This is a genomic window from Halalkalibacter oceani, from assembly GCF_040544555.1.
Classification (GTDB): domain Bacteria; phylum Bacillota; class Bacilli; order Bacillales; family Bacillaceae_D; genus Halalkalibacter; species Halalkalibacter oceani.
In genome coordinates this window covers 246,639-269,949 of the sequence record NZ_JBEPKD010000003.1, presented here as the reverse complement: position 1 = coordinate 269,949, position 23,311 = coordinate 246,639, and the positions used below count along the sequence as shown (strand labels likewise).

Here is a 23,311-nt window from a genome sequence, read left to right as displayed (position 1 = left end):
TTTACAATGAGTGAGCGAGGAGGGAAAAAGGGATGTTGCAAAATCGAGTGAGGGAATTGCGAGCGAAACATCACTTTACCCAATCTGATTTAGCTGAACGCATTGGAGCAACAAGACAGACGATTGGGATGATTGAAAAAGGAGACTACGCGCCATCGGTGACGTTGGCGTTGAAAATAGCCCACGTTTTTTCCGTTTCCTTGGAGGACGTATTTTGGCTTGAAAGTGAGGCGAAGCAAGATGATTGAAAGGACAATTCGATCGCCGTTTTTTATGGTCGCATATACGGGTCTGATGCTGCTTTTTGTATATGCCAGCTTTGAGCAAAAGAGCTGGGTGTATCCATTAGGAATCGTAGTGCTTATTGTGACAGTTGGGCTGTTTCTCTTTCTGATCGTTCACAACCTCCGTCACCCGGAACGGCGCATAAAGCTGATTTCCTTTATTCCTTATGAGTTTAACGAGGAAGATGAAGGGCAGCAATGGGTGACAAATCGGGCATGTAGGAAAGTGTACATCTTTTTTTATTTTGCGATCCCGTATTCAGCTTTACTAATGGTTCTTTTTCCGTTTTTTCCGGAAGTACCGCTGCTTATTCTTTTTTTGCTCGCAAGCACACAATATACAATTTACTGGTATGAAACAAGACGATATTTAAAATAAAAGGAGAGAATGAAAATGGGATATATCATTGCCTATGCAATTGTTTTTTTACTGGCGGCTACACCTTTTTTTGAAGTGGTTGCCGTTATACCGCTCGGAGCTTTAGCCGGTTTGCAAACATGGCTCGTTGTCATTATCGGGTTGCTTGGAAATGTCGTAACGGTCCTGCTTGTCATTGTTCTGATGGATCAGATCAAGGCATGGCTCCAGCGGAGAAGAGAAAAGAAGGGAAAAGCTCCGAACAAACGGGGAGCGCGCGCAGAAAAGATCTGGAAGAAGTACGGTCTGCCTGGGTTGGCATTTTTAGGTCCGATTCTTGTCGGAAGCCACTTAGCTGCCTTTTTAAGCATGTCATTTGGCGGGGAGCGGAAAGCCGTTGCAAGCTGGATGATGATCAGTCTCGTCTGCTGGGCGACGGTTACTGGGATTTTGACGTTTTACGGAGTGGACTTCATCGTTGACCGTTCAGAGTCAGATGGCTTTTTGATTGATCTGCTTCAACGGTATTCATAAAATCAACTGTCATGAGATCCACCTAACTGGTTCATACTACAAATAAAGATAGCAGTACATCCAAAAAGGAGGATCAACATGGCAAAAAAACCGAAAGCACAACAGCAAAAGGGACCATATGATGAAGTGGAATTTTCTGAAGAGCTGGCAGACGGTGCAGATCGGGATGCGATGGCCCGGATGCAGGCCGCTGACGACCGTGCCAAACAAAAAAAGAAGAAACGCTGATCATAAGGTTACGTCCGGGTAAAAGGTGAAACAACCAATCTTTTGTCCGGGCTTTTTTTGTATATTTTCCTAAAGGCAGTACAAGTTAAGAATACAGGTACATAAAGGAGGGAAGAAAAATGCGATGGTCACATAAGCTGTTTTTGCTGCTTGTTTCGGCCCTTGTTTGCGGCTTGGTGCTTTCCACCAATGTATTCGCGGCAGACGGTGAAAATAAGGTGGAACTAACGAAGCAGCAGCAGGAGGAAATTGCGGAAATCCAGCAGGAGATTCTCGAAAAGAAAAAAGAAGTGATTGAAAAGTATGTGGAATTTGGCGTGTTCTCTGAAGAGAAAGGAAACCACATCATCGAGAAGATGGAAGAGCATTACAGCAAGCTTGAAAAGAACGGTTTTATTCCACGCTGGGAAAAGCGAAAACATCATCATAATAAGGAATAAAAGAATCGTTATTCTTTAGCTGGCTTTTTCTAACTGGAAGTGTTATACTTGTGTTAACTTATTTTTGATCGTTTTTAGAATAAAGATGGATCCGCTAGATGTTTCCTCTTCATTATTACGAATTATCAAGAATAATCATTAAAATGTGTGGTTCACCACACGACAGGAGGAAACAACATGCAACAAGGTACAGTAAAATGGTTTAACTCAGAAAAAGGTTTTGGTTTTATCGAGCGTGAAGAAGGCGACGATCTATTCGTTCACTTTTCTGCTATCACTGGTGAAGGCTTCAAAACACTTGACGAAGGTCAAGCTGTAACATTTGATGTCGTTCAAGGCGACCGTGGCGACCAAGCTTCTAACGTTAAGAAAAGCTACTAAGAGCTACACAGACATAAAGAAAAGGCTTTGAGGATTTGTTCCTCAGAGCCTTTTTTGACGTTCTTTTAAAAAAGCTTGTCACAAGTCGGACTGTAGGTGGACCGGTTTTTTGGATGAAAAAAGGGTTGTGCTTTTCTTGTTTTATTGTTAACTTAATTATTAATTAGGTTAACAAAAAGGGGCTGGTAACTTATGAGAGGAAACGATTGGGGAAAGCTGGCGGAAAAGGCGATCAGGCAGGAGGAGATTTCAATCGGGGAGGGACTTGCTGTTCTAGCCGCTGCTGACAGCGAAGTGTTACCGCTTTTGCATGCTGCTTTTGCGGTACGGCAAACGTTTTTTGGCAAGAAGGTTAAGCTGAATATGATTATTAATGCGAAAAGTGGCCTATGTCCGGAAGATTGTGGCTACTGCGCTCAATCTATTGTGTCCAATGCGCCGGTGGAAAAGTATACTTTGCTTGAAAAGGAAACGTTACTGGCTGGGGCGAGGGAAGCATTGAAGCGAAAAGCCGGAACCTATTGCATTGTCGCGAGTGGCCGGGGCCCGACTGACCACGAGGTTGAGCAGGTCGTCGATGCCGTCGCAGAGATCCGGGCGACGATGCCATTAAAAATTTGTGCCTGTCTCGGTGCGTTATCTGCGGAAAAGGCAGCGAAGCTAAAGGAAGCTGGCGTTGAGCGGTACAACCATAATATTAATACGCATGAAGAGCTTCACCCGGCTATTACGACGACGCATACATACCAGAATCGAATCGAAACATTGCAGCATGTGAAGCAGAGCGGCATGTCCCCCTGTTCAGGGGTGATTATCGGGATGGGCGAGTCGGATCAGCAAATTGTTGAAATGGCTTATGCGTTAAAAGAGCTTGATGCTGATTCGGTGCCGGTCAATTTCCTACATGCGATTGCCGGAACTCCACTTGAAGGAAGGCCGGCAACAAAGCCGCTGCGTGCATTAAAAATATTAGCATTGCTGCGCTTTATTCTGCCGACGAAGGAAATTAGAGTGTCCGGAGGGCGTGAAGTGAATCTTCGCACGTTGCAGCCGCTTGCCTTGTACGCGGCGAATTCCATTTTTGTCGGTGATTATTTGACGACGCCGGGCCAGCAGATGGAACTGGACTACCAAATGATTGAAGATCTTGGGTTTGAGATTGAAGAATGCGCATTGTGAAAATCCTGCGGGTCTGCTATTCAGCCGCTGCCACCTATGTTAAAATATTTGTCGATATAACAAAGGTGGGATCGACATGGAAAGATGGGACGCGTTTGTCCGTTCAGTGCAGAGAATGGAATGGAATGATTATGCGATTGCCTTCGCAATCTTCCTTATATTTCTCTTGTTTCGTAAGCTGTTTACACGCTATATTTTTAAAATGGTTGTCAAAATGTCACGCAAGACTCCGACGGAGGTCTTTACGAATGTTCTCTTAGCTTTTGAAGCGCCGCTCCGGCTGTTCTGGGTCGTGCTCGGTACATATTTGGCGCTTGTGTACTTACCGTTTAACTGGACGACGGTTGAGTTTGTCAAGCATCTGTACCGATCGATTATTATTATTTTAATCGGCTGGGGGCTTTATAATTATACATCGACGCAGTCGATGGTCTTTGTCCGGATGGCGCGTAAGGTCGATATTGATGAGGACAGCATGCTTGTCCCTTTTTTGTCGAAAATTTTACGCTTTACTGTCGTCGCGCTTGTGATCGTCGTCGTCGCCGGTGAGTGGGGGTACAGCATCAGTGGCTTCGTTGCCGGACTGGGGCTCGGCGGCCTCGCCTTTGCCCTTGCGGCACAGGATACGATCGGAAACTTTTTTGGCGGCGTCATTATTATTACGGAAAAGCCATTTTCAAAGGGGGATTGGATCAAGACGCCCTCTGTGGAAGGAACAGTAGAAGATATTACGTTTAGAAGTACGCAAATCCGTACGTTTGAGGATTCGGTCATTACCGTTCCGAATTCAACACTCGCCAATGAACCCATTACCAATTGGTCGCAAATGAACAAGCGGAGGATTACGTTCTCGCTTGGTGTGACGTATTCAACACCACGGGAAAAGCTGGAGCGCTGTGTGAGAAGAATTGATGCATTGCTGCGATCGCATGAAGAAGTTGATCCAGATGTCATTATGGTTCACTTTAGTGAATTCAACGATTCAAGTCTTGAAATCTTTTTGTATTTCTTTACAAAAACAACCGTATGGGCTGAATGGTATCGGATTAAAGAGAATATTAATCTTGAGATCCTGAAGATACTGGAGGAAGAAAACGTTCATGTAGCTTTTCCGAGCCGTACTGTTTATTTTGAAAAAGAAGAGCGGCCGTTCGATTTGGAGGACGAGCCTGCCGGCAAGGAGTAGGGCCGTCTGCCGGAAAGAGCGCGGCTATGCTTCTTTTGCAAGAGAAATCGGTATCTTTAAAGATGTGTCAAACGGTGTTTTCTACCTTTTGGCACGTCTCTTTTTTACTAAACTCTGCCAGCTTTGCAGTCATCCCTAGTATACAGAAGAGGCTTCCACTATAATAAAAGGAAAAGAATGTTAAGGGAGTAACGAATGAAATATACATTAATTGATCATGTTCAGCATGGGGAACGGTTGGCGAAGCATATTTTTGCAAGTGATGGACGGGTGCTTTTACAGGAAGATGTGCAATTAACTGTCGGGATACTTTCACGATTGCGACGCATGGGAGTGAAAGCGATTTATATTAAAGATGAGCGCGTAAAAGATGTCAAACTTGAAGAAGTTGTGTCGGAAAGAGTGAAAAGAGAAACCATTTCCACGCTCCAGGACTCCTTTCAGCTTGTGCAAACGGGAAAAAATATTGATTTTCAAGCTGTTCGGAAGGTAATTTCAACCATCATTGATGAAGTATTGCAAAACCAGCAGACATTGTTCGCTCTTATGGATATTCGCACGGAGGATAATGAGCTTTACGTTCATTCTGTCAATGTCTGCATACTTTCGACGATTGTCGGAATTAAAATGGGTTTGGACCGAACCAAACTTCAGGAATTAGCGATAGGAGCATTGCTTCATGATATTGGAAAAGTGGTCGATGATGCACCTGGCCAACTTGAGCCAATGAAGAATGATCATACGTGGAAAGGGTTTAATCTGCTGCGGAAAAATAAAGAAATTAGTACGCTTTCTTCTCATATCGCTCTTACTCATCATGAAAATATGGATGGAACCGGCTATCCGCGAAAGCTAAAAGATGAAGAAATTCATGTCCTGTCTAAAATTGTCGCGGTGACAAATACATATGACCGCCTGCTGTCGCCGAAAGATGGAGGTAAGGGGATGTTCCCGTATGAAGCGTGTGAGTATTTGCTTGGGCTAACGAATATTCAGTTTTCCCATGAGGTGATGTGGCGTTTTTTACGGGCGGTGGCTTTTTATCCGACAGGAAGCCAGGTGAAATTATCGACAAAGGAAACAGGAATCGTTGTCGATCAAAATCCAGGACTGCCACAGCGTCCGATTATTCGCGTTTTTCACATGGTCGGTTCGGCTTCTGAAGACTTTGATGTGAAGCATATTGACCTAGCCAAGGAAACGACGGTCTTTATTGAAGAAGTTTTATCGTAGAGAAAGGAGCTTAAGACAAAAGGGCGGTTTGTCCCTTTTGCCTTAAGCATGAAGTCTTGACACAGCCTTTCAGTTTTCTGAATTTTTCAAAATCAATTAAAATAAATGTATACGATGGAGCCAATAATAATCACCAGCAGGAAAATAACCATACAGCCGGGTTTGCCGACGAAGGTCCGGTCAAATGAGTCGTCCCGTCCCACATTCCGATTTCGACTGTCACTTCTCAAAACGTTTGTCCCCCTCCCGCTATCAGTTGAATTTTAACATAACAGGAAGTGTTGAGTGGAAAAAGGGCTGCGCACTAAAGGGAATAAAAAAGATTAATCGCAAAAAAATAAGGGTATGGTCTCATATAATCTTGAACAGGCTACATATAATGAAAAAGCTTGGCTAAAAAAGGAAGGTGAGAAAGATGAAAGCTAAATATCTGTTGATCATCGGGCTTATTTTCATTATGACCGGTTGTGGAAAAGTAGTAGGTGAATCCGAGGTAAAAGCTGAAACTGACGAGGCTGCCTTTCTTACATTTGAATGGATCGAAGCAGGCTATAATGGTTTGTTGGAACCGTTGTCGATTGAGCTTGGTCAATCAGCCGACCAGATCGTTGCGGCTTATGGACAACCGCGGGAAAAAGGGTCCTATGAAGGCGGGGAGTTTTGGCAATATGATCCTCATACTTTTTTTATAAATCCAATGAGCGGACAAAGCGTGGCCGTCGCAATGGACATTGAAACCTATCAACTGACGGAAGAAGACTTAAAACGTGAGCTTGGGACGTTTGATCGAAGCGAACAAAATATGATGGAAGATTACTGGATGTACGTCTATGAGCTTGATGATTATGAGCTGATCTTTGAAGCGAAGACAGAGGGAGGACCCTTGCAGTTTGTCTGGCTGCGGGAATTGCAGTAGCGGATGAAGCTGACGTTTGAAAAATGGCCGCCTGCCGGGAGCTTGTTCTCCTGCCAGGCGGCTCTTTTTACGTTAAATCGTCCAGCCGGCCTGTTCCCAGGCCATATCCCAAAATAAGTATTCAAACTTGCTCGTATGAATAAAGATGGTTTCAAGCTGCTTCTTTTCTGCTTCTGATTTCCCCTCGGCCAGCTCGTTAAGAAGGTCAATCAGCCATGTTGCCAATTCCTTGAAATCTTCCGAAGCATACATCCTGACCCATTCTCCGTAAAGGGGGTGGTCGCTTGCCCCGGGGATTTGCGCCAGTCGTTCGCCGATTTCACCGTAGCTCCAGGCACAAGGAAGGAGGGCGGCAATTAACTCGGCTAAAGAACCACGCTGGGAAAGGTTTAGCATATAACTGCTATAGGCCAGCGTCGTCGGAGCAGGTTCAGTCGCTTCCAGCTCCTCGCGAGAAATTCCGAGCCTTTCCGCGTATTGACGATGAAGCTCCATTTCCATATTCAACGTGGCATCAAGCAGCTTCGCGAAGGTCGACATCGTCGACAAATCAGGCGCCTTTAAGCTGCCTAAGGCAAACAGTCGCGCGTATTCAATCAAATACACATAATCCTGGCGCATAAAAAAGGAAAAACGTTCAGGTTCCAGTGTGCCATCGCCAATTCCCTGGACAAAAGGGTGCTGATAGCCTTTCTCCCAGATTGGTTTTGCTGTTTCGTACAAGTAGTCAGTAAATGTCATGAGATTCTCTCCTTTTCTTTCATTCTCGTAGCAAATAAAAAAATCACTCCCCTTGCGGAAGTGACTTTCTGGCTTTACTCAGATGACTGATATACCCGGTCTGCATAAGCCCACTTCCCTCCGCTAGCATCATCTAGATCAGGTAAAAAGGGTTAAGGCAACGCCTTTCTCAGCATGTAGCACCCCCAGTGGTTCTATGTATGATGTTTGTTTTAGCGTATCATAGAGCGGGAGATTTCACAATCATTTAAGTCGTGCCTGCAGTGCTGATAAACGCTGAAAGGTAGAGTGAAGTTCATTAATGGCTTGCTGATAAATCGAGAACAGTTCCGCATAGCGCCGGTGCGCCTGCTCGTTCGGCTCAATCGTTCCTTTCATTGGAATCGATTGTTTAATATCGTCCAGCCGTGACTCTTCTCCGGTCGCCAGTAAAGCGAGCCACGCTGCACCCCATGCCGAGCTTTGATGACTAAGCGGAAGCTCGACCGGCTGTCCGAAAACATCAGCGAGAATTTGCAGCCATAGCGCAGAACGGGCAAATCCACCGCTTGCCAGAAGCGTCTTAGGCGGTCCTGCTAGCCTGTTCAGGGCAGTGCCGATATGATAGATGCTGTAAATCGTGCCTTCCAGACCGGCGCGAATCATATCAGCCTTTGTGTGACTCGGCGTCAAACCGATAAAGCTGGCGCGCGCCCGTGAATTCCAGATCGGCGCCCGCTCTCCGTTCAAATAAGGAAGAAAGAGGAGACCGTTGGCTCCCGGACTGGAGGTTTCGGCTAACCCGGTGAGTAATTCATAGGCAGAAAGCTGTTTCTGCTGGGCGATCCGCTGCTGCTCCTCACCTAACACCTCTTTCATCCAGTGGAACACATTGCCGCCGTTATTCGTTGGCCCGCCCATCACCCAAAGCTGTTCTGCTACGCTGTAGCAAAAGATTTCCTGCTGCTCATCCGTGCGCGGGGAGGTGCTCATTTGTCTGATCGCCCCGCTTGTGCCGATTGTCACAGCTACATCTCCGTGCTCAATCGCACCTGTTCCGATATTGGCGAGCGGGCCATCGCTTGAACCGATGACAAATGGGAGTTCCTTTTTGATCCCGATTTGATCGGCAAGCGACGGAGGGAGCCCTTGACAAATATAGGTCGGAGGGACGGGGACGGAAAGCTGGTCTTGGGTTACACCTGCGGCGGCGAGTGCTTCTTCTTCCCACTTTTTCGTACGAATATTAAACAGGCCAGAGGCCGAGGCGACACCGTAGTCGACGACATCTTCACGGAACCAGCGTGCTAAAAGGAACTCTTTCATCGACTTAAATTTAGCAGCCTGCCGATAAGGCGCGTAGTCATTTTCCTTCATCCATCGGAGCTTGGCGAGCGGCGTCATCGGATGCTGGGGTGTCCCGGTTTTTAAATAGATCGATGAACCTGACAGCGAGCGCAGCTCTTCGGCTTGTTTGACACTGCGCTGGTCGGCCCAAGTGATCAGCGGCGATAATGGCTTATTCTCTTCATCCACACAGACTAGAGAATGCATCGCCGATGACAAGCCGACCGCGGCAATATCCTCGGCGGGAACAGCCGCCTTTTCGATCAGCACCTTCAGCGCCTGAATTGTCGCCAGCTCAATTTGAAGAGGGTTCTGCTCTGACCAGCCGATCTTAGGCTGAGAGGTCGGATAAAGCTCTTCCTGCTCCGCGACGACATAGCCGGAGCGCTTGAATAGGACTGCCTTTACCGAAGTTGTCCCGATATCAAGGCCGATTACATATAGTTTCATCGTGACTCTTCCTTCTTTCTTACATTTTTTTCATGGAAACGGCTTTCCTCATGCGCTGAAGAGATGTTTTCATCTTTTCTTTGCGGGCCATGCTGACATTGACATAAAGGGCATCAATGATGCACAATTGAGCCAGTCTTGAGGCCAATGCTTCAGAGCGGAATTCGGTTTCCTGTGAGACGGTAAACAGCGCATAATCGACGCCTTTGCTTAAAGGAGACTTGGCGAGGTTTGTAATGCCGATCGTCGTCACATCATTTTCTTTGGCGACCTCAAGCGCTTCAAGCAAATCGCGATTTGTACCTGAATGCGAAATAAACACAGCTACATCATCTTCAGTTAGCTGCGAGGCAGACATCGCCTGAAAATGAGAATCGCGATAGGCGGCCGATGGCAAGCCGGTCCGAATGAACTTGTGATGGGCATCAAGCGCGATGATTCCGGAGCCGCCATTGCCGTAGAAATCAATTTTTTTTGCACTGGCCAGCGCCTGCACAGCCTGTTGAAAAACCGTCGATTCCAGCACGAGTAATGTATCTTCGAGCGTGCGAATATTGGAACGAAATACTTTTTCAGTGATCGCTTTTTCGTCGTCATCCTCCTGAATGGTTTCATGAATATCCTGGACAGGGGTAACAATTTCCGAAGCGAGCGCAATTTTCATCGCCTGAAAACCGGAAAAGCCAATTCGTTTGCAAAAGCGAAAAACGGTTGCATCGGCAATGTCGAGATCATCGGCGACCTGATTAATCGTTGAATGGATGATTCTCTTCGGATCATGTAGAATATAATTAGCTACCTTCCTTTCCTTTTCACTTAAAGAAGAATAGGCTGCACGAATTTTTGTTAAACAAGGGAGCGATTGTTTCACAAAGGATGTCCTCCAATCTGGTTAATAAATGAGCACGCGATAAAAGTAAGCTTAAGATGTGATGATAAGAAAGCGCATTCATTCCTTAGTTCTAGTATATCATACAGAATATTTTTTCTATTAAAATATTGAAAAAGAAAAAAATTATCTTATAATAAAAAAAGAGATAAAAATAATTTTTCGTCCTAATGTTATAATAAAGAAATATTTTTCATTGTCAATTTAAAACGACTAAAGGAGCTGAAGAGAATGAATATTGGATTGATCGGGCTGGGGAAAATGGGCTTTAATCTCGCATTGAATTTGCTGGATCACCATTACAAAGTGGTCGCCAGTGATGTCAATAAAGAGCAAGTGGATAAAATTGAAGAGCACGGGGCAAGCGGGGCGTATACGTTTCAAGAGCTTATCGCAAAACTGGAAAAACCGCGTGTCGTCTGGCTGATGGTTCCTGCTGGCGATATTACGGAAGACGTGATTACCGGTGTCGCGCCATTTCTTGAGCAAGGAGATATCATCATTGATGGCGGTAATTCCAATTACAAAGATACACTTCGGCGGGCGGCAGCGCTGAATGAAAAGGGGATTGAGTTCGTCGATGTCGGAACGAGCGGCGGAGTAGATGGAGCGCGCCATGGAGCGTGTATTATGGCAGGGGGAAGCAAGAAAGCGCTTCAATTGTTAGAGCCGGTGTTTAAAGCGCTGACGATTGAGAATGGTTACCTCGGCTGTGGTGAGGTCGGAAGCGGGCATTTCTTGAAAATGATTCATAATGGCATTGAATACGGCATGATGCAGGCGATTGCCGAAGGCTTCGACATTCTTGAAAAAAGTCCGTTTGATTATGATTATGAGGAAGTGGCGCGTGTTTGGAATCATGGCTCAGTCATTCGCTCCTGGTTAATGGAGCTTACGCAGAATGCCTTTTCCAAGGATCCGAAGCTTGAACAGATCCGCGGGGTGATGAATTCTTCTGGAGAAGGGAAATGGACGGTTGAGACCGCGCTTGATTTACAAACAGCGGCACCAATTATCGCACTTTCGCTGATGATGCGCTATCGTTCCCAGGAAGAGGATACGTTCACAGGAAAAGTCGTTGCCGCTCTCCGCAATGAATTTGGCGGGCATGAAGTTGTCAAAGCAGAATCATAATCAGAGCAGGGAAGGTAAGACTAAACGAATGACAGGGAGGGAGCGATTATCGTGAAATCAGTGACGAAGGATATTCAAATTAATATTTCAGAGGAACAGACGATTGTAGAGCTCAGTAAAGATTTGCAGCCGTTTTCTTCAGAGGTGTATATTAAGAAAATTGTCGGAGGCAAGGTGATCGAAGTCAATATTAAAAGCTTTCTCGGCCTGATTACGCTGCAAATTCATAACGGTGATACAGTCAATGTTCGGGCAGTTGGCGAGGATTGTGAAGAGGCATTGGCGGCAGTGGTCAACTATTTGACGTAAATTTAGATCTTGGGGAGTGGGGGAAGGGGCGTTCATCCTTTTTACCACTCTTTCTTTTATTGTGAAGAGGCACTGGCGGCATCCTCTTCCTGATGCGGTTGACAGCATTCTGCCTTTTTGGAAGAAACGGCCTGCTTCAAGAGAGACGTCACGCTTCTTTCTGACAAAAGTCGCTGTTTTGATTGCAATTTTATCATGATATCTTTATCATAATGAAGAGATTGTTTTAATTGTTGAGGAGGAATAAAACGATGAAGATGATGGATGCAAATGAGATTATTAAATTTATTTCAGAAAGCGAAAAGAAAACCCCGGTAAAAGTACATATTAAAGGCGATGTAGCCGGCATTGATTTCGGTGCGAATACAAAAACGTTTATTACAGGGAATGTCGGTGTTCTCTTTGGCGAATGGAGCGATATTGAGCCGGCATTGAAGGCGAACGAGTCGCGGATTGAAGATGTAGTCGTGGAAAACGACCGCCGCAACTCCGCGATTCCATTGCTTGATATGAAAAACATTCAAGCGCGTATCGAGCCGGGCGCGATCATCCGTGATCAAGTGGAAATCGGAAATAATGCCGTTATTATGATGGGGGCAAGCATTAATATTGGCGCGGTTATCGGCGAAGGTACGATGATCGATATGAACGTAGTCCTCGGCGGACGAGCTACAGTCGGAAAGAACTGTCATATTGGAGCAGGTTCCGTGCTGGCCGGCGTCATTGAGCCGCCTTCTGCGCAGCCGGTTATTGTTGAGGATGATGTCGTCATTGGCGCGAACTGTGTCGTGCTTGAAGGTGTGACTGTCGGAAAGGGCGCCGTTGTCGCAGCTGGAGCTGTTGTGATTGAAGACGTGCCGCCAAACACGGTTGTCGCTGGTACACCTGCCCGTGTCATTAAAGAAATAGATGAAAAGACGAAAGGGAAGACCGAAATCAGACAAGAGCTTCGTCGTTTAAATGACTAAAGAAAAATAGCATCTCATAAATACGGGGCTGTGTTAAAAGGGAAATCCTCTCTTTTGACACGGCCCCGAAGCAACAAGTGGAGCCTGTGCAACGGTTGACCTGCGTGCTGCGGCTTCAGCTTTTCTTAAAGGGTTGACCAAAAGCCGGGCTTTTCGGACAACCCTATTTCCTTACAGAGCGTGAAAGGGGAAAACGACCGTGTCAAATTGGATTGAACGTGACAAGCAGGCTGTAATGTCGACATATGGCCGGCTGCCTATTGTGATAGCAAAAGGCGAGGGGAATTATTTAATCGATGAAGATGGAAAAAAATATTTGGATCTTTTCACCGGGTTGGCGGTAAACATTCTCGGACATTCTCATCCTGCGGTACTGAAGGCGTTACATGAACAGGGAGATCAATTTCTTCATATTTCAAATGTGTTCTACAATAAGCCGGCGATAACGCTTGCCGAAAAGCTGACAAAGCTCTCGATCGCCGGAAAGGTCTTCTTTACGAACTCTGGAGCCGAGTCTACCGAAGCGGCGGTTAAGCTGATTCATAAATGGACGAAGCGGCAGGGCGAGGAACGCCGGGGGATCGTCGTCATGAAGAAAAGCTTTCATGGCCGGACGCTCGGGGCGCTGAAGCTAACGAGACAGCCCGGTGTTTATCAGGACTTTCCGGTGACGGATGTCCCTGTTTATGAAGTTGAGCCAGGAGATTCAGCAGCGCTCGAAACGATTTTCCAGCAGCATCAGCCAGCGGCCATCATTGCCGAACCCTTGCTTGGTTCCGGGGGGATTGTGCCGCTAAGCAGCTCCTATTTACAAGCAATGGAAGCACTTTGTAGGCAATACGGGGTCCTTTTATGCATGGATGAAATCCAGACAGGCGTAGGCCGGACCGGCACTTTTTTTGCTTATCAGGATGCTGGAATTGAGCCGGATGTGATTTTGTTTGCAAAAGGGATTGGCGGCGGTCTGCCGCTTGGCGGAATTATTGCCGCCGAAAAGCTCGCTGATTTATTTCAGCCTGGCGATCATGGGACAACATTTGCACCATCGCCATTAAGCGCGGCTTTAGGCAATGCCGTGATAGATGTGCTGATCGGGCAGCAGCAGCTGGAGCGGGGCAAAGAGGCGGCGGACCTATTGCTGACGAGCATTTACGAGCTGCAAAAGCGCTACCCTCATTTTATCAATGAGGTAAGAGGAAAAGGGATGATGCTCGGAATTGTGCTGGATCTGGAACCGGCACACGTAAAGGCGATTCAACGAGGATTGCTTGAGCAAGGTGTGATGGTCGATGTGACGCAGCAAACGATTATCCGCCTTTTGCCGCCGCTCACCTTGTCGGAAGAAGACATCGAAGTCTTTATCACGAAGCTGGAGCAACAGCTGGCTGATGTTGGAGGCCGGTCATGATTGCCGCAAACGAATTAGTGAAAATTCGCCGCGAGCTTCATCAAATTCCGGAGCTCGGGTATCAGGAAATCAAGACACAGCGCTATTTGCTTGAGCGAATCAAGGACATGCGCCAGGATTTTTTGACGGTGGAAACATGGAGAACAGGAATTTTCGTCCATGTCAAAGGATCTGTTGGGACAAAAACAGTCGCATACCGGGCTGACATTGACGGATTGCCAATAGAAGAGCAGACAGGCTATGCTGATTTTCGTTCGCGGCATGAAGGGGCGATGCACGCCTGCGGTCATGATTTCCATATGACGATTGCACTTGGCGTATTAAGCCATTTCGCCGAGCAGCAGCCCCGTGAAAATATGCTCTTTCTGTTTCAGCCGGCTGAGGAAGGACCTGGAGGCGCGCTGCCAATGCTGGAATCCGGGACGTTCAAAAAATGGTGGCCTGATGAAATGCTGGCGCTGCATATTGCGCCGGAGTACCCGGTTGGAACCGTTGCGACAAAGCCCGGTCTGCTTTTTGCCAATACGTCGGAGCTGTTCATTACGTTGAAGGGAAAGGGAGGACACGCCGCTTATCCGCATACGGCAAATGATATGGTTGTCGCGGCCAGTCAGCTTGTAACCCAGCTTCAGACGATTGTCGCCCGCAATGTGAATCCGCTCGACGCCGGAGTCATTACGATTGGCGTGATTAAAGGCGGAACAAAGCAAAATATTATCGCGGAAACAGCGACGATTGAAGGCACTATTCGCACACGTTCAATTGACACGATGAAGCAGATTAAAGCGCGAATTGAAGCGCTGGTCGCTGGAATTGAAGTTGGTTTTGCTTGTAAGGCTTCCATTGATTATGGCGCCAACTACTGCCAGGTGTATAATGACGAAGCAAGCACCGCTGCTTTTATTGACTTCGCTAAGCGCTACGAGGCTGTTACCTTCGTCCGTGCTCCAGAAGCGATGACGGGGGAAGACTTCGGTTATTTTCTTGAGAAAATTCCGGGAATGATGTTTTGGCTCGGAGTTGAGAGTGAACATGGACTTCATGATGCGCGGCTTGAGCCGAAAGAAGAGGCGATCAACGTAGCGGTCGACCTGCTTATCCGTTATTTGAAGGAAAGAGATCAAAACGGTTATAGAGGAGAGCATGAATAATTTTCGCTGAACGGGAAACCGTAAGGAGTGCTACTACACTACTTACGGAGGTGCAATATAACATGGCGAAGAAAATTGGGGTAGAACAGTCATTAACAGCGGTGCAGCAGGAGCTGGAGCAAATGGGGTATGAGGTTGTGCCATTGAAGCAGGAAACAGACGCCAATGGCTGCGACTGCTGCGTCATCACTGGTGGCGACCAGAATGTGATGGGCGTTCAAGATGCCGCTATTCAAGGCTCTGTCATTAATGCCCACGGGATGAGTGCGCAGGAAGTTTGCCAGATGGTCGAGCAGAAGGTCAACCAACAACAAGCTTAATCGGGAGAAGGCTAAGCCGAAACGTTGCAGTCAGCGCCGTGTGCAAGCGGATCGGCGGTTACGTTACAGAGGGCGTCGGTTCTGCATAAAAACCGGCTTTGGCATGTGAGGGTGGGGTAAAAGGGAAAAACAACCATTTATCCCACCCTTCTTTCATTTGTCGGTAGATCCTCTTTCTATTTTTCGATATACACTTGATGTGGAAAAGGGATTTCAATATTATTGGCATCTAACGCTTCTTTCAACTCTTTCCGCAGCTTGCGCTCGACCGCCCATTGCGCCATATTTTCTGTTTTGGCGATAATCCGCAAAACGATATCTGAATCTCCGAGACCTTGAACGCCGATCACGTTCGGTCCTTCCTTGATTGTCGGGTCCTCGGCGGCAATCCGGTCGCACGCCTGCTGCAAAACAGCAATCGCATAATCGATGTTATCATCATAGGATATACTAATATCGACCAGGGCGCGCATATTGCCGCGTGAATGATTGCTGACGCTGCTAATATCACGATTAGGAATAAAATGCAATGTGCCGTCAAATCCTCTTATTTGCGTCGTGCGTAAACCGACTTCTTCAACGACGCCGTCCACACCGCCTGCTGTCACATAGTCGTCAACATCGATTTGTTTTTCAAGTAAGAGAAAAAAGCCAGTTACGACATCGCTGACGAGACCTTGAGCACCGAAGCCGATCGCCAGACCGACGACGCCGGCACCGGCAATCAATCCAGTTGGATTTAAGCCAAAGATGCTGATGACGATCGTGATAAATACAAAGATAAGAACGTAGGAGAACGCATTTACCGAGAGCTTCTGTAATGTTTGCACCCGTCCTGCCGACATATTTTTCTGTCTTTCCATTTTTGAGAATGTGCCGCGAATCAGTCTTGTTCCGATCGAGCGGGCAATAAAAAAGGCAATAATCGCCAGAATAACCTGGCCAATGATCATCGCGATCCCGAGCAGAAAAGCCCCTTCCGTCCAATTGTTCAGCCATTGTGACATCTAACCACTCCTTATGTAAAATATAACCGATCTGTCTATCTTTAAACTTTACACCGCACAATCCTAGCATAAAAAAAGTGTTCACTCAACCGTAACAAAGTTGCAAATGAGAATCATCGAGCATATGCTTCGCTTTTTAAGGAAATCATTGCTATAATAATTGAGGGAATCGTCGTTTAAATAAAGGAAGAACGGGTATAATACAATTGCTGCATTTCTTTGAAGCAGTAGTTTATATTGATTATTAGTTAATATTGACTAGTAAGTAATCTTCTTTTATAATGACGGCGAAGGGAAAAAATAATTTTATTTTGGGAGGTTTTTACATATGACAGATAAGCGAATGGTAGCTAAGCAAGCACCAAGATTTGAAATGGATGCTGTAATGCCGAATAAAGAGTTCGGTAAGGTAAGCCTTGAAGAAAACATGAAAAATGACAAGTGGACTGTCCTCTTCTTCTATCCAATGGACTTCACTTTCGTTTGTCCGACAGAAATTACGTCGCTAAGCGACCGTTTTGATGAGTTCGAGGATCTTGATGCGGAAGTAATCGGCGTATCAACAGATACGATTCACACTCACAAAGCATGGATCAACACATCTCGTGATGATAACGGACTTGGTGATTTGAAATATCCGCTTGCTGCTGATACAAACCACACTGTAGCACGCGACTATGGCGTATTGATTGAAGAAGAAGGGGTTGCTCTTCGTGGCCTGTTCATTATCAGCCCTGAAGGCGAGTTAATGTACTCTGTTGTAAACCATAACAACATCGGCCGTGATGTGGATGAAACACTCCGCGTTCTTCAAGCATTACAAACTGGTGGACTATGCCCGGCCAACTGGAAGCCAGGTCAAGCAACGCTTAACGTGTAAAGATGGGTGAAAGAAGGGGGTGTCTCATCAAGGCTTTCATGCCTGTGGGACACCCCCGCTCCCTTCCGGCTACAATAAATGAACATACAGGAATAGGAGGCTTTTTCGATGGCGCTTAAATTACGCTCACAAATGCCTGAACTTGATGGCGCAACAACCTGGTTAAATGGTGAATATACAAAGAGTGATCTAATTGGAAACAAACCGACATTGATTCATTTTTGGTCAATTAGCTGCGGCTTATGTAAGGAAGCAATGCCAAATGTGAATGAATTTCGTGATCAATACGAAGACAAGTTAAATGTGGTCGCTGTTCATATGCCTCGATCTGAAAAGGATTTAGACCTTGATGAAATTAAAAAGGTCGCCGAGGAGCATAATATTTCTCAGCCGATTTTCGTTGATAGTGAACATAAGCTGACAGACGCGTTTGAAAATGAATACGTTCCAGCTTACTATGTATTTGACGAAGAAGGTCAGCTTCGCCACTTTCAAGCGGGCGGCGGCGGCATGAAAATGCTGACAAAGCGTGTGAACCGCGTGTTAGGTATTAAAGAATAAGCGAATAATGCACCGGCTTTGAGGGGGCTGGGATAAAAGGTTGTTTTTTACCTTTTCCCAGCCCCTTAAGCATTGCCACTAGGTCCAAAGCTAATTTTATCTCTAAGCTTCTCCCCTTTTTTTCTTTCTTTTTTCTATTTATAGATAACTGAAAAAGGAAGGGGAGTGGGAATGAAAATTGTTGATAAACGTCATTCACTTACCGTACATGGCGCTAGATATTATCAAAGGCGGACGCGCCGCGACATTCAATTTATTGCGATTCATCATAGTGCGACTGTAAGCGGCAGTGCAGAAGCTTTCGCTGCTTACCACGTTACTCAGCTCGGCTGGCCGGGGATTGGCTATCATTATGTGGTGGACAAGGAAGGGATAATCAGCTGGTGTCATTCGGTCGAGACGGTCAGCTATCATGTTGGCAACAGCAACGCGGGGGCGATCGGGATTTGCCTCGTCGGTGACTTTCGTCAAGAACGGCTACAGCCGGTTCAGCGGGCTGCTGCTGTTGCATTAACAAAAAGCTTGATGCAGGAGCTGGGCATCCCGAAAGAGCGCGTGCTAGGTCATCAGGAGTTTCCTGGCTATCAATGGAAAGCTTGTCCTGCTTTTTCGATGAGTGAATTTCGCCGTGAACTAACGAAGGGTGGAACGAAAGCACTTTTTTCAAAAGGAGATAAAGGGCCGGAGGTGAAAGCGATACAGCAGAGGCTAAAAGAGCTTGGATTTTCACCGGGTCCGATAGACGGAATGTACGGACCGCAAACCGCTGCCGCTGTTATCCACTTCCAACAGCAGGCGGGAATTGCCGTCGATGGAATTACCGGTCCGGAAACATGGGGCCGGTTATTTGGATAAAGAGAGAAAAGAGCTTGAGACAAAACTAGCTTTGGACTTTAAAAGATCGTGGCGGTTCCGCTCATTGCTTAGAGAGGCTGGGAAAAAGGTCAAAAAACAACCTATTGTCCCAGCCCCCTTTGGCGTGAAGCTATGCTGCTTCACACTTCCATGATAATCGGAAGGATCATCGGTCTGCGCTTTGTCCGTTCGTATAAAAACGGACTTAGTAAATCGGTAATTTCATTTTTAATTTCAGACCATTGCGTCGTCTTTCTTTCCATAACACTGTCCAAATGAGCAGATAACAGCTTCTGCGCTTCATTAATTAAGTCGCTCGACTCTCTCATGTAGACAAACCCGCGGGAGATTAAATCAGGACCGGCTGTTACTTTGAATTCCTTCATGTTCAAGCTGACGACGACGACGACCAGCCCTTCCTCTGAAAGAATGCGACGGTCACGTAAAACGATATTTCCGATATCGCCAATTCCATTTCCGTCGACGTAGACAGAACCGGATGGAATCTTTCCGACAACTCCGGCTTCATCAGGGTGAAGGGCGAGGACATCGCCATTTTCCATAATAAAGCTGTTCTTTTCGTCAACTCCACAATCCTTGGCTAATCTAATATGCATTTTAAGCATCCGGTATTCACCGTGGATCGGCATAAAGTATTGCGGCTTCATTAAACGAAGCATCAGCTTTTGCTCTTCCTGGCCGCCGTGTCCGGATGTGTGAATGTCATTGAGTGGTCCGCTAATAACGTCAGCCCCGGCGCGGTAAAGCTGGTTGATCGTCTTGCTGACGCTTAGTGTGTTCCCCGGAATCGGAGAAGACGAAAAGACGACGGTGTCGCCGGGAATGATCTGAATTTGGCGATGCGTCCCATTTGCAATTCGGGAAAGCGCCGCCATCGGTTCTCCCTGACTTCCCGTACATAAAATCGTGACTTGATTATCAGGAAGCTTGTTCAATTGGGACGTTTCGATAAACGTGTTCTTCGGCGCGTGAATATAGCCCAGCTCCTGTCCGATTGTTAACGCTGATTCCATACTTCTGCCAAACACCGCTATTTTTCGTCCGTGATGGACGGCTGCTTCGACGACCTGCTGCAGGCGGTGAATGTTTGAGGCAAATGTCGCAAAAATAATCCGGCCATCGACCTTGCGGAAAATCGAGTCAATGCTTTCGCCGACCTTTCGCTCCGACATCGTGAAATCAGGGATTTCACTGTTCGTACTATCTGAAAGCAAGCAGAGCACGCCTTCTTCACCGATCTTTGCCATTTTCGTCAAGTTGGCAGGCTCTCCGACCGGAGTGAAGTCGAATTTGAAATCCCCGGTATGGACGACGTTGCCGGGAGGCGTCTTGACGACGATTCCATAAGAATCAGGGATGCTGTGAGTCGTCCGGAAGAACGTCACTGATGTTTTCGCGAACTTGACGATCTGATCTTCATGAATTTCATGAAACTTTGCTTTACGCAACAGTCCATGTTCCTCCAGCTTGCCTTTTAATAAGCCTAACGCCAGCTTGCCGCCGTAAATGGGCACATTTATTTCCCGCAGAAGATAGGGAATGCCGCCGATATGGTCTTCATGTCCGTGCGTGATAAAAAGACCTTTGATTTTATCCTCGTTCTTCACTAAATACGTGTAGTCGGGAATGACATAATCGATTCCGAGAAGCTCGTCCTCTGGAAACTTAATTCCGGCATCGATTAAAATGATTTCATCCTGAAATTGGACCGCGTACGTGTTCTTGCCAATTTCGCCTAAACCGCCAAGTGCAAAGACGGCTGTCTGATTGTTTTTAACTTGCTTCATATATTATAACGACTCCACTTTGAAATCTTCTTTGTTTTCTTCATACTCCAAAAACGCACCAGAGATTGGCGTTATAAATTCGATGTTGTATTTACGCGGGGCAAGCTTTCTGCGCACGTCAGCTTCCGATTCCGCCTCCACATAAATTGCTTCTGTGTATTCCCGTACAGGCACTTCTTTAAAATTCTCTTGAAAAAACACTTTATAAATCATAGTTCTACCTCTCCTTACCGTTGGTTATATTTTCATTATAAAGCAAATATAGCACTATTTCATGTTTTTCTTTTGACGCCTTGGAAGAACGGCTGCTTCAACCGCCATTTTTCACATAACCAACGTACATTATACTTCAATAAGTCTATTTTTTGGTAAAAGCTGCCGACAGCCTTTTATAATTTTTTTGCGAAGTTTTTTTAACATGATTCCATTCCTCCTTAACAAAGATTTTAAGTTCCAAACGTGTCCAACCAGAGAGGTTTTTGTTATGCTTAGTATGTGTGAACCGATTATAATCTGTTCAAGGAAATGGCTGGAAGTTTCTTTGAAGAGTGAACGAGAGATAGAAAGTGGGGAGAAAAAAATGAAAAAGAATAAACCGATTGTCTTCTTCGATATTGATGGGACGCTTTTGAATGAAGAGAAGGAGTTGCCGCAATCAACGAAGGAAGCTATTTTTTCCTTGCAGGAAAAAGGCGTTTATGTCGCGATTGCAACAGGCCGGGCTCCGTTTATGTTCAAGGAGCTGCGGGAAGAGCTTGGAATCGAGTCGTATGTCAGCTTTAATGGCTCTTATGTTGTTGTGGAAGGGAAGGTCATTCATGACGTACCGCTGACGACGAACGAGTTAATCCGGCTGGAGAAGGCTGCCGAGCAGGCAAATCATTCAATGGTCTTTCTTGACCATAACGGTGCGGTCGCCAATCGCGCCGACGATCATTATATAGCAGAAAGTCTCGGAGGGCTTAAGCTCCCGTATCCGCCTGTGAAAAAAGGCGAATATCATCAGCGCAAAATTTATCAGGCCCTTCTGTTCTGTCAGGAAGAAGAGGAAGAGATCTATGTTCAGGGGCATAATCATTTTGATTACATTCGTTGGCATCCTTATTCCGTCGATATTCTTCCGGGAGGCGGCTCGAAAGCGAGAGGAATCAAGCAGGTTCTCGATTATTTATTTATTCCGCAGGAGCAGTCGTATGCTTTTGGCGATGCGTTAAATGACCTGGAAATGCTTCAGTTCGTTGGAACCGGCGTGGCGATGGGAGATGGGAGAGAAGAAGCGAAGGCTGTCGCCAATTATGTCACAAAACCAGTGAACGAAGATGGCATCCTGCATGGACTGCGCTATACAGGACTGCTGTAAAAAGAGGCTGTTTTAAGAGTTGAATGGTAAAAGGCAAAATGCAGCGGCTTTATTCGTAAAGCCCGTAACGGGGAAATGCTCGGTATAAAGAGACTGGGACAATAAGGTTGTTTTTGACCTTTTTCCCAGTCTCTCTAAGCAATGAGCGGAACCGCCACGATCTTTTAAAGCCCGTTGTGAGCGGGTTTCTCACAACGGGCTTGTGGCGTGTGAAGCCATTGCCAGTAGGTCCAAAGCTAGTTTTAGACCAAGCTCTTTTTAATACGAGGTTCTTTACCGTAAATGACTTGGGACGCTTTTTTTCAGCTTGTCTTCAAAGTCTTCGATACGGTCGTAGAACATGATTCCGTTCAGGTGATCCAGTTCATGCTGAAAGACAATCGCTACCATGCCGCGCAGACGCAACGTCACTTCTTCTTCCTCGAGCGTAGTCGCCTTTACCGTAATCCGCGCATACCGCGGAACAATTCCAGGAATATCACGATCAACCGATAAGCAGCCTTCCCCATTCTCCAAATGAGTTTCTTCGACGGAATGGCTGATTATTTTCGGATTAATAATCCCCATGCTATACAGCTGATCCTGCTCGTCTGTCACATGGACGGCAAACATTCTTTTCGAGATGCCGATTTGCGGAGCCGCCAATCCAACCCCGGGTCTGAGCGCATATTTTTCAGCGATCTCGGGATCCTGACTGTTTATAACGAACTCAAGCATCTTTTGTAAAGTCGCTTTGTCATCTTCACTTAGTGGGAGGGACACTTCTTCGGCAACCTGCCGTAAGACGGGATCACCTTCACGTACAATATCTTTCATCGTTAACATCTTTCATTCATCACTCCTTTACCCTTACCACATACTTTATGTACATTTTCAAGAAAGATCAAGACTTTTGCGATCAAATTAAAAAGCAAGATCGGTTGGCCGAGTACCCCCTGCAAAGGGCTGTCCATAAATGAAACAAAGAAGGGCAACGGTTCATACTGCGCGCAGCCAGGAGGAAAGAACATCCTTTCCCACTGGCTCTCTGAAACCGTTGCGCAGCCTTCTCACGCTGCTTTGAAGCGGTTGTTTAGCATGGGCCGAAACGAGAAGCTCCTACAATGATAAGCAGGATGAAAAGCACGACGATTAAAGCAAAGCCTCTTCCGTATCCGCAACCGCCGCCGCCAAAACCAGGGCCATAGCCTGCGCCTGCTACTGGAGCGCCATATCCATATCCACAAGGATCATAACAACAGTTTCCACCGTATCCGTACATTCTACATTCCTCCTTTTTGATAACACCGCATTAGCCTGCGATTCACTAACTACAATATGCATTTTCACTAAGGACGGTTGGATGAATGCCTATTTTTCCTAAAAACAATCGGACTTTTTCATTTTATTTTGTGGACAAGCACAT

Annotated in this window: 28 protein-coding genes, 1 pseudogene and 1 riboswitch; of the genes and pseudogenes, 20 read left to right on the top strand and 9 right to left on the bottom strand. The window is 46.3% G+C overall.

Annotation, left to right across the window (positions count from 1 at the left end; translation table 11 throughout):
* Positions 1 to 32: 32 nt before the first annotated feature.
* From ABMB67_RS06500 to ABMB67_RS06460, 9 genes are all read left to right on the top strand, one after another.
* Entirely contained in the window at positions 33 to 248 is a 216-nt protein-coding gene (locus ABMB67_RS06500; protein ID WP_251221853.1) for a helix-turn-helix transcriptional regulator, read from the top strand.
* On the top strand, positions 241 to 663 hold the full coding sequence (locus ABMB67_RS06495) for a hypothetical protein (protein WP_354571419.1): 423 nt from the start codon (positions 241 to 243) through the stop codon (positions 661 to 663). Before ABMB67_RS06500 ends, ABMB67_RS06495 begins: the two co-directional genes overlap by 8 nt.
* A 15-nt stretch (positions 664 to 678) precedes the next feature.
* A complete protein-coding gene (locus ABMB67_RS06490; RefSeq protein ID WP_251221855.1) occupies positions 679 to 1,176 on the top strand; it encodes a small multi-drug export protein in 498 nt (165 codons plus the stop codon).
* 78 nt (positions 1,177 to 1,254) lie between these two features.
* Positions 1,255 to 1,404 (top strand): YfhD family protein, encoded by a 150-nt coding sequence (locus ABMB67_RS06485; RefSeq protein ID WP_251191970.1) that lies wholly within the window; start codon positions 1,255 to 1,257, stop codon positions 1,402 to 1,404.
* Positions 1,405 to 1,523: 119 nt separating this feature from the next.
* Positions 1,524 to 1,844 (top strand): YckD family protein, encoded by a 321-nt coding sequence (locus ABMB67_RS06480; protein WP_354571418.1) that lies wholly within the window; start codon positions 1,524 to 1,526, stop codon positions 1,842 to 1,844.
* Positions 1,845 to 2,021: 177 nt separating this feature from the next.
* The gene (locus ABMB67_RS06475) at positions 2,022 to 2,225 is read left to right on the top strand and encodes a cold-shock protein (protein ID WP_251191972.1); all 204 of its coding nucleotides are present in this window, start codon (positions 2,022 to 2,024) and stop codon (positions 2,223 to 2,225) included.
* A 192-nt stretch (positions 2,226 to 2,417) separates the two neighbouring features.
* On the top strand, positions 2,418 to 3,404 hold the full coding sequence (gene bioB, locus ABMB67_RS06470) for a biotin synthase BioB (RefSeq protein ID WP_354571417.1): 987 nt from the start codon (positions 2,418 to 2,420) through the stop codon (positions 3,402 to 3,404).
* A gap of 76 nt (positions 3,405 to 3,480) precedes the next feature.
* Positions 3,481 to 4,590: a mechanosensitive ion channel family protein gene (locus tag ABMB67_RS06465; RefSeq protein ID WP_285890128.1), complete on the top strand. Its 1,110-nt coding sequence runs from the start codon at positions 3,481 to 3,483 to the stop codon at positions 4,588 to 4,590.
* 195 nt (positions 4,591 to 4,785) lie between these two features.
* Positions 4,786 to 5,823, top strand: a complete 1,038-nt coding sequence (locus ABMB67_RS06460; protein ID WP_251221857.1) for an HD-GYP domain-containing protein — start codon at positions 4,786 to 4,788, stop codon at positions 5,821 to 5,823.
* 92 nt (positions 5,824 to 5,915) lie between these two features.
* On the opposite strand, the gene ABMB67_RS06455 is transcribed toward ABMB67_RS06460, so the two are convergent.
* Positions 5,916 to 6,053: a hypothetical protein gene (locus ABMB67_RS06455; RefSeq protein ID WP_251221858.1), complete on the bottom strand. Its 138-nt coding sequence runs from the start codon at positions 6,051 to 6,053 to the stop codon at positions 5,916 to 5,918.
* 185 nt (positions 6,054 to 6,238) lie between these two features.
* Between ABMB67_RS06455 and ABMB67_RS06450 the strand changes: the two genes are divergently transcribed.
* The gene (locus ABMB67_RS06450; RefSeq protein ID WP_251221859.1) at positions 6,239 to 6,739 is read left to right on the top strand and encodes a hypothetical protein; all 501 of its coding nucleotides are present in this window, start codon (positions 6,239 to 6,241) and stop codon (positions 6,737 to 6,739) included.
* Between the two features lie 72 nt (positions 6,740 to 6,811).
* Here ABMB67_RS06450 and tenA read toward each other — a convergent pair whose 3' ends face one another.
* The 3 genes from tenA to ABMB67_RS06435 form a co-directional block, all read right to left on the bottom strand.
* Entirely contained in the window at positions 6,812 to 7,480 is a 669-nt protein-coding gene (gene tenA, locus ABMB67_RS06445) for a thiaminase II (protein ID WP_251221860.1), read from the bottom strand.
* Positions 7,481 to 7,578: 98 nt separating this feature from the next.
* Positions 7,579 to 7,677, bottom strand: a riboswitch (TPP riboswitch).
* Between the two features lie 46 nt (positions 7,678 to 7,723).
* Entirely contained in the window at positions 7,724 to 9,256 is a 1,533-nt protein-coding gene (locus ABMB67_RS06440; protein WP_251221861.1) for a gluconokinase, read from the bottom strand.
* Positions 9,257 to 9,275: 19 nt separating this feature from the next.
* Positions 9,276 to 10,127, bottom strand: coding sequence for a MurR/RpiR family transcriptional regulator (locus ABMB67_RS06435; protein ID WP_251221862.1), 852 nt, complete (start codon positions 10,125 to 10,127; stop codon positions 9,276 to 9,278).
* 240 nt (positions 10,128 to 10,367) lie between these two features.
* Here ABMB67_RS06435 and gnd point away from each other — a divergent pair, with 240 nt between their 5' ends.
* The 6 genes from gnd (at position 10,368) to ABMB67_RS06405 (ending at position 15,435) form a co-directional block, all read left to right on the top strand.
* Positions 10,368 to 11,279, top strand: coding sequence for a phosphogluconate dehydrogenase (NAD(+)-dependent, decarboxylating) (gene gnd / locus ABMB67_RS06430; protein WP_285890172.1), 912 nt, complete (start codon positions 10,368 to 10,370; stop codon positions 11,277 to 11,279).
* A 51-nt stretch (positions 11,280 to 11,330) separates the two neighbouring features.
* Positions 11,331 to 11,588: an HPr family phosphocarrier protein gene (locus ABMB67_RS06425; protein WP_251221864.1), complete on the top strand. Its 258-nt coding sequence runs from the start codon at positions 11,331 to 11,333 to the stop codon at positions 11,586 to 11,588.
* A 251-nt stretch (positions 11,589 to 11,839) separates the two neighbouring features.
* Positions 11,840 to 12,556 carry a 2,3,4,5-tetrahydropyridine-2,6-dicarboxylate N-acetyltransferase gene (gene dapD, locus ABMB67_RS06420; RefSeq protein WP_251221865.1) on the top strand — a complete coding sequence of 239 codons (717 nt, stop codon included), beginning with the start codon at positions 11,840 to 11,842 and terminating at the stop codon, positions 12,554 to 12,556.
* 199 nt (positions 12,557 to 12,755) lie between these two features.
* Positions 12,756 to 13,964, top strand: a complete 1,209-nt coding sequence (locus tag ABMB67_RS06415; RefSeq protein WP_251221866.1) for an aspartate aminotransferase family protein — start codon at positions 12,756 to 12,758, stop codon at positions 13,962 to 13,964.
* Positions 13,964 to 15,115, top strand: coding sequence for an N-acetyldiaminopimelate deacetylase (locus ABMB67_RS06410; protein ID WP_251222223.1), 1,152 nt, complete (start codon positions 13,964 to 13,966; stop codon positions 15,113 to 15,115). The genes ABMB67_RS06415 and ABMB67_RS06410 overlap by 1 nt, the downstream gene beginning before the upstream one ends.
* A gap of 62 nt (positions 15,116 to 15,177) precedes the next feature.
* A complete protein-coding gene (locus ABMB67_RS06405) occupies positions 15,178 to 15,435 on the top strand; it encodes a YkuS family protein (RefSeq protein WP_354571416.1) in 258 nt (85 codons plus the stop codon).
* Between the two features lie 176 nt (positions 15,436 to 15,611).
* On the opposite strand, the gene ABMB67_RS06400 is transcribed toward ABMB67_RS06405, so the two are convergent.
* The gene (locus tag ABMB67_RS06400) at positions 15,612 to 16,442 is read right to left on the bottom strand and encodes a mechanosensitive ion channel family protein (protein ID WP_354571415.1); all 831 of its coding nucleotides are present in this window, start codon (positions 16,440 to 16,442) and stop codon (positions 15,612 to 15,614) included.
* Positions 16,443 to 16,770: 328 nt separating this feature from the next.
* Between ABMB67_RS06400 and ABMB67_RS06395 the strand changes: the two genes are divergently transcribed.
* The 3 genes from ABMB67_RS06395 to ABMB67_RS06385 all read left to right on the top strand — a co-directional run bounded on the left by ABMB67_RS06395 (position 16,771) and on the right by ABMB67_RS06385 (position 18,738).
* Complete coding sequence (locus ABMB67_RS06395; protein WP_251221869.1) at positions 16,771 to 17,322, top strand: peroxiredoxin; 552 nt, start codon at positions 16,771 to 16,773, stop codon at positions 17,320 to 17,322.
* A 108-nt stretch (positions 17,323 to 17,430) separates the two neighbouring features.
* On the top strand, positions 17,431 to 17,883 hold the full coding sequence (locus tag ABMB67_RS06390) for a TlpA disulfide reductase family protein (protein ID WP_251221870.1): 453 nt from the start codon (positions 17,431 to 17,433) through the stop codon (positions 17,881 to 17,883).
* A 171-nt stretch (positions 17,884 to 18,054) separates the two neighbouring features.
* Positions 18,055 to 18,738, top strand: a complete 684-nt coding sequence (locus tag ABMB67_RS06385; RefSeq protein ID WP_354571414.1) for a peptidoglycan recognition protein family protein — start codon at positions 18,055 to 18,057, stop codon at positions 18,736 to 18,738.
* Between the two features lie 140 nt (positions 18,739 to 18,878).
* Here the strand turns inward: ABMB67_RS06385 and rnjA are convergent, their stop codons facing one another.
* Together rnjA and ABMB67_RS06375 are read right to left on the bottom strand one after the other, a co-directional pair.
* A complete protein-coding gene (gene rnjA / locus ABMB67_RS06380; protein WP_251221872.1) occupies positions 18,879 to 20,546 on the bottom strand; it encodes a ribonuclease J1 in 1,668 nt (555 codons plus the stop codon).
* A gap of 3 nt (positions 20,547 to 20,549) precedes the next feature.
* The gene (locus ABMB67_RS06375; RefSeq protein ID WP_251221873.1) at positions 20,550 to 20,759 is read right to left on the bottom strand and encodes a DNA-dependent RNA polymerase subunit epsilon; all 210 of its coding nucleotides are present in this window, start codon (positions 20,757 to 20,759) and stop codon (positions 20,550 to 20,552) included.
* Positions 20,760 to 21,126: 367 nt separating this feature from the next.
* Here ABMB67_RS06375 and ABMB67_RS06370 point away from each other — a divergent pair, with 367 nt between their 5' ends.
* The gene (locus ABMB67_RS06370) at positions 21,127 to 21,906 is read left to right on the top strand and encodes a Cof-type HAD-IIB family hydrolase (RefSeq protein WP_251221874.1); all 780 of its coding nucleotides are present in this window, start codon (positions 21,127 to 21,129) and stop codon (positions 21,904 to 21,906) included.
* A gap of 273 nt (positions 21,907 to 22,179) precedes the next feature.
* Here the strand turns inward: ABMB67_RS06370 and def are convergent, their stop codons facing one another.
* Positions 22,180 to 22,731: a peptide deformylase gene (gene def / locus ABMB67_RS06365; RefSeq protein WP_251221875.1), complete on the bottom strand. Its 552-nt coding sequence runs from the start codon at positions 22,729 to 22,731 to the stop codon at positions 22,180 to 22,182.
* A gap of 247 nt (positions 22,732 to 22,978) precedes the next feature.
* Positions 22,979 to 23,062 (bottom strand): annotated as a pseudogene (locus ABMB67_RS06360) (YjcZ family sporulation protein); the annotation flags it as partial.
* Positions 23,063 to 23,311: the final 249 nt, after the last annotated feature.

What these genes read in the sequence shown, in the direction of transcription:
- ABMB67_RS06500 (WP_251221853.1), top strand. Translation starts at nt 33, where the DNA reads ATGTTGCAAAATCGAGTGAGGGAATTGCGAGCGAAACATCACTTTACC.
- ABMB67_RS06495 (WP_354571419.1), top strand. Translation starts at nt 241, where the DNA reads ATGATTGAAAGGACAATTCGATCGCCGTTTTTTATGGTCGCATATACG.
- ABMB67_RS06490 (WP_251221855.1), top strand. Translation starts at nt 679, where the DNA reads ATGGGATATATCATTGCCTATGCAATTGTTTTTTTACTGGCGGCTACA.
- ABMB67_RS06485 (WP_251191970.1), top strand. Translation starts at nt 1,255, where the DNA reads ATGGCAAAAAAACCGAAAGCACAACAGCAAAAGGGACCATATGATGAA.
- ABMB67_RS06480 (WP_354571418.1), top strand. Translation starts at nt 1,524, where the DNA reads ATGCGATGGTCACATAAGCTGTTTTTGCTGCTTGTTTCGGCCCTTGTT.
- ABMB67_RS06475 (WP_251191972.1), top strand. Translation starts at nt 2,022, where the DNA reads ATGCAACAAGGTACAGTAAAATGGTTTAACTCAGAAAAAGGTTTTGGT.
- bioB (WP_354571417.1), top strand. Translation starts at nt 2,418, where the DNA reads ATGAGAGGAAACGATTGGGGAAAGCTGGCGGAAAAGGCGATCAGGCAG.
- ABMB67_RS06465 (WP_285890128.1), top strand. Translation starts at nt 3,481, where the DNA reads ATGGAAAGATGGGACGCGTTTGTCCGTTCAGTGCAGAGAATGGAATGG.
- ABMB67_RS06460 (WP_251221857.1), top strand. Translation starts at nt 4,786, where the DNA reads ATGAAATATACATTAATTGATCATGTTCAGCATGGGGAACGGTTGGCG.
- ABMB67_RS06450 (WP_251221859.1), top strand. Translation starts at nt 6,239, where the DNA reads ATGAAAGCTAAATATCTGTTGATCATCGGGCTTATTTTCATTATGACC.
- tenA (WP_251221860.1), bottom strand. Translation starts at nt 7,480, where the DNA reads ATGACATTTACTGACTACTTGTACGAAACAGCAAAACCAATCTGGGAG.
- ABMB67_RS06440 (WP_251221861.1), bottom strand. Translation starts at nt 9,256, where the DNA reads ATGAAACTATATGTAATCGGCCTTGATATCGGGACAACTTCGGTAAAG.
- dapD (WP_251221865.1), top strand. Translation starts at nt 11,840, where the DNA reads ATGAAGATGATGGATGCAAATGAGATTATTAAATTTATTTCAGAAAGC.
- ABMB67_RS06405 (WP_354571416.1), top strand. Translation starts at nt 15,178, where the DNA reads ATGGCGAAGAAAATTGGGGTAGAACAGTCATTAACAGCGGTGCAGCAG.
- ABMB67_RS06400 (WP_354571415.1), bottom strand. Translation starts at nt 16,442, where the DNA reads ATGTCACAATGGCTGAACAATTGGACGGAAGGGGCTTTTCTGCTCGGG.
- ABMB67_RS06395 (WP_251221869.1), top strand. Translation starts at nt 16,771, where the DNA reads ATGACAGATAAGCGAATGGTAGCTAAGCAAGCACCAAGATTTGAAATG.
- ABMB67_RS06390 (WP_251221870.1), top strand. Translation starts at nt 17,431, where the DNA reads ATGGCGCTTAAATTACGCTCACAAATGCCTGAACTTGATGGCGCAACA.
- ABMB67_RS06385 (WP_354571414.1), top strand. Translation starts at nt 18,055, where the DNA reads ATGAAAATTGTTGATAAACGTCATTCACTTACCGTACATGGCGCTAGA.
- rnjA (WP_251221872.1), bottom strand. Translation starts at nt 20,546, where the DNA reads ATGAAGCAAGTTAAAAACAATCAGACAGCCGTCTTTGCACTTGGCGGT.
- ABMB67_RS06375 (WP_251221873.1), bottom strand. Translation starts at nt 20,759, where the DNA reads ATGATTTATAAAGTGTTTTTTCAAGAGAATTTTAAAGAAGTGCCTGTA.
- ABMB67_RS06370 (WP_251221874.1), top strand. Translation starts at nt 21,127, where the DNA reads ATGAAAAAGAATAAACCGATTGTCTTCTTCGATATTGATGGGACGCTT.
- def (WP_251221875.1), bottom strand. Translation starts at nt 22,731, where the DNA reads ATGTTAACGATGAAAGATATTGTACGTGAAGGTGATCCCGTCTTACGG.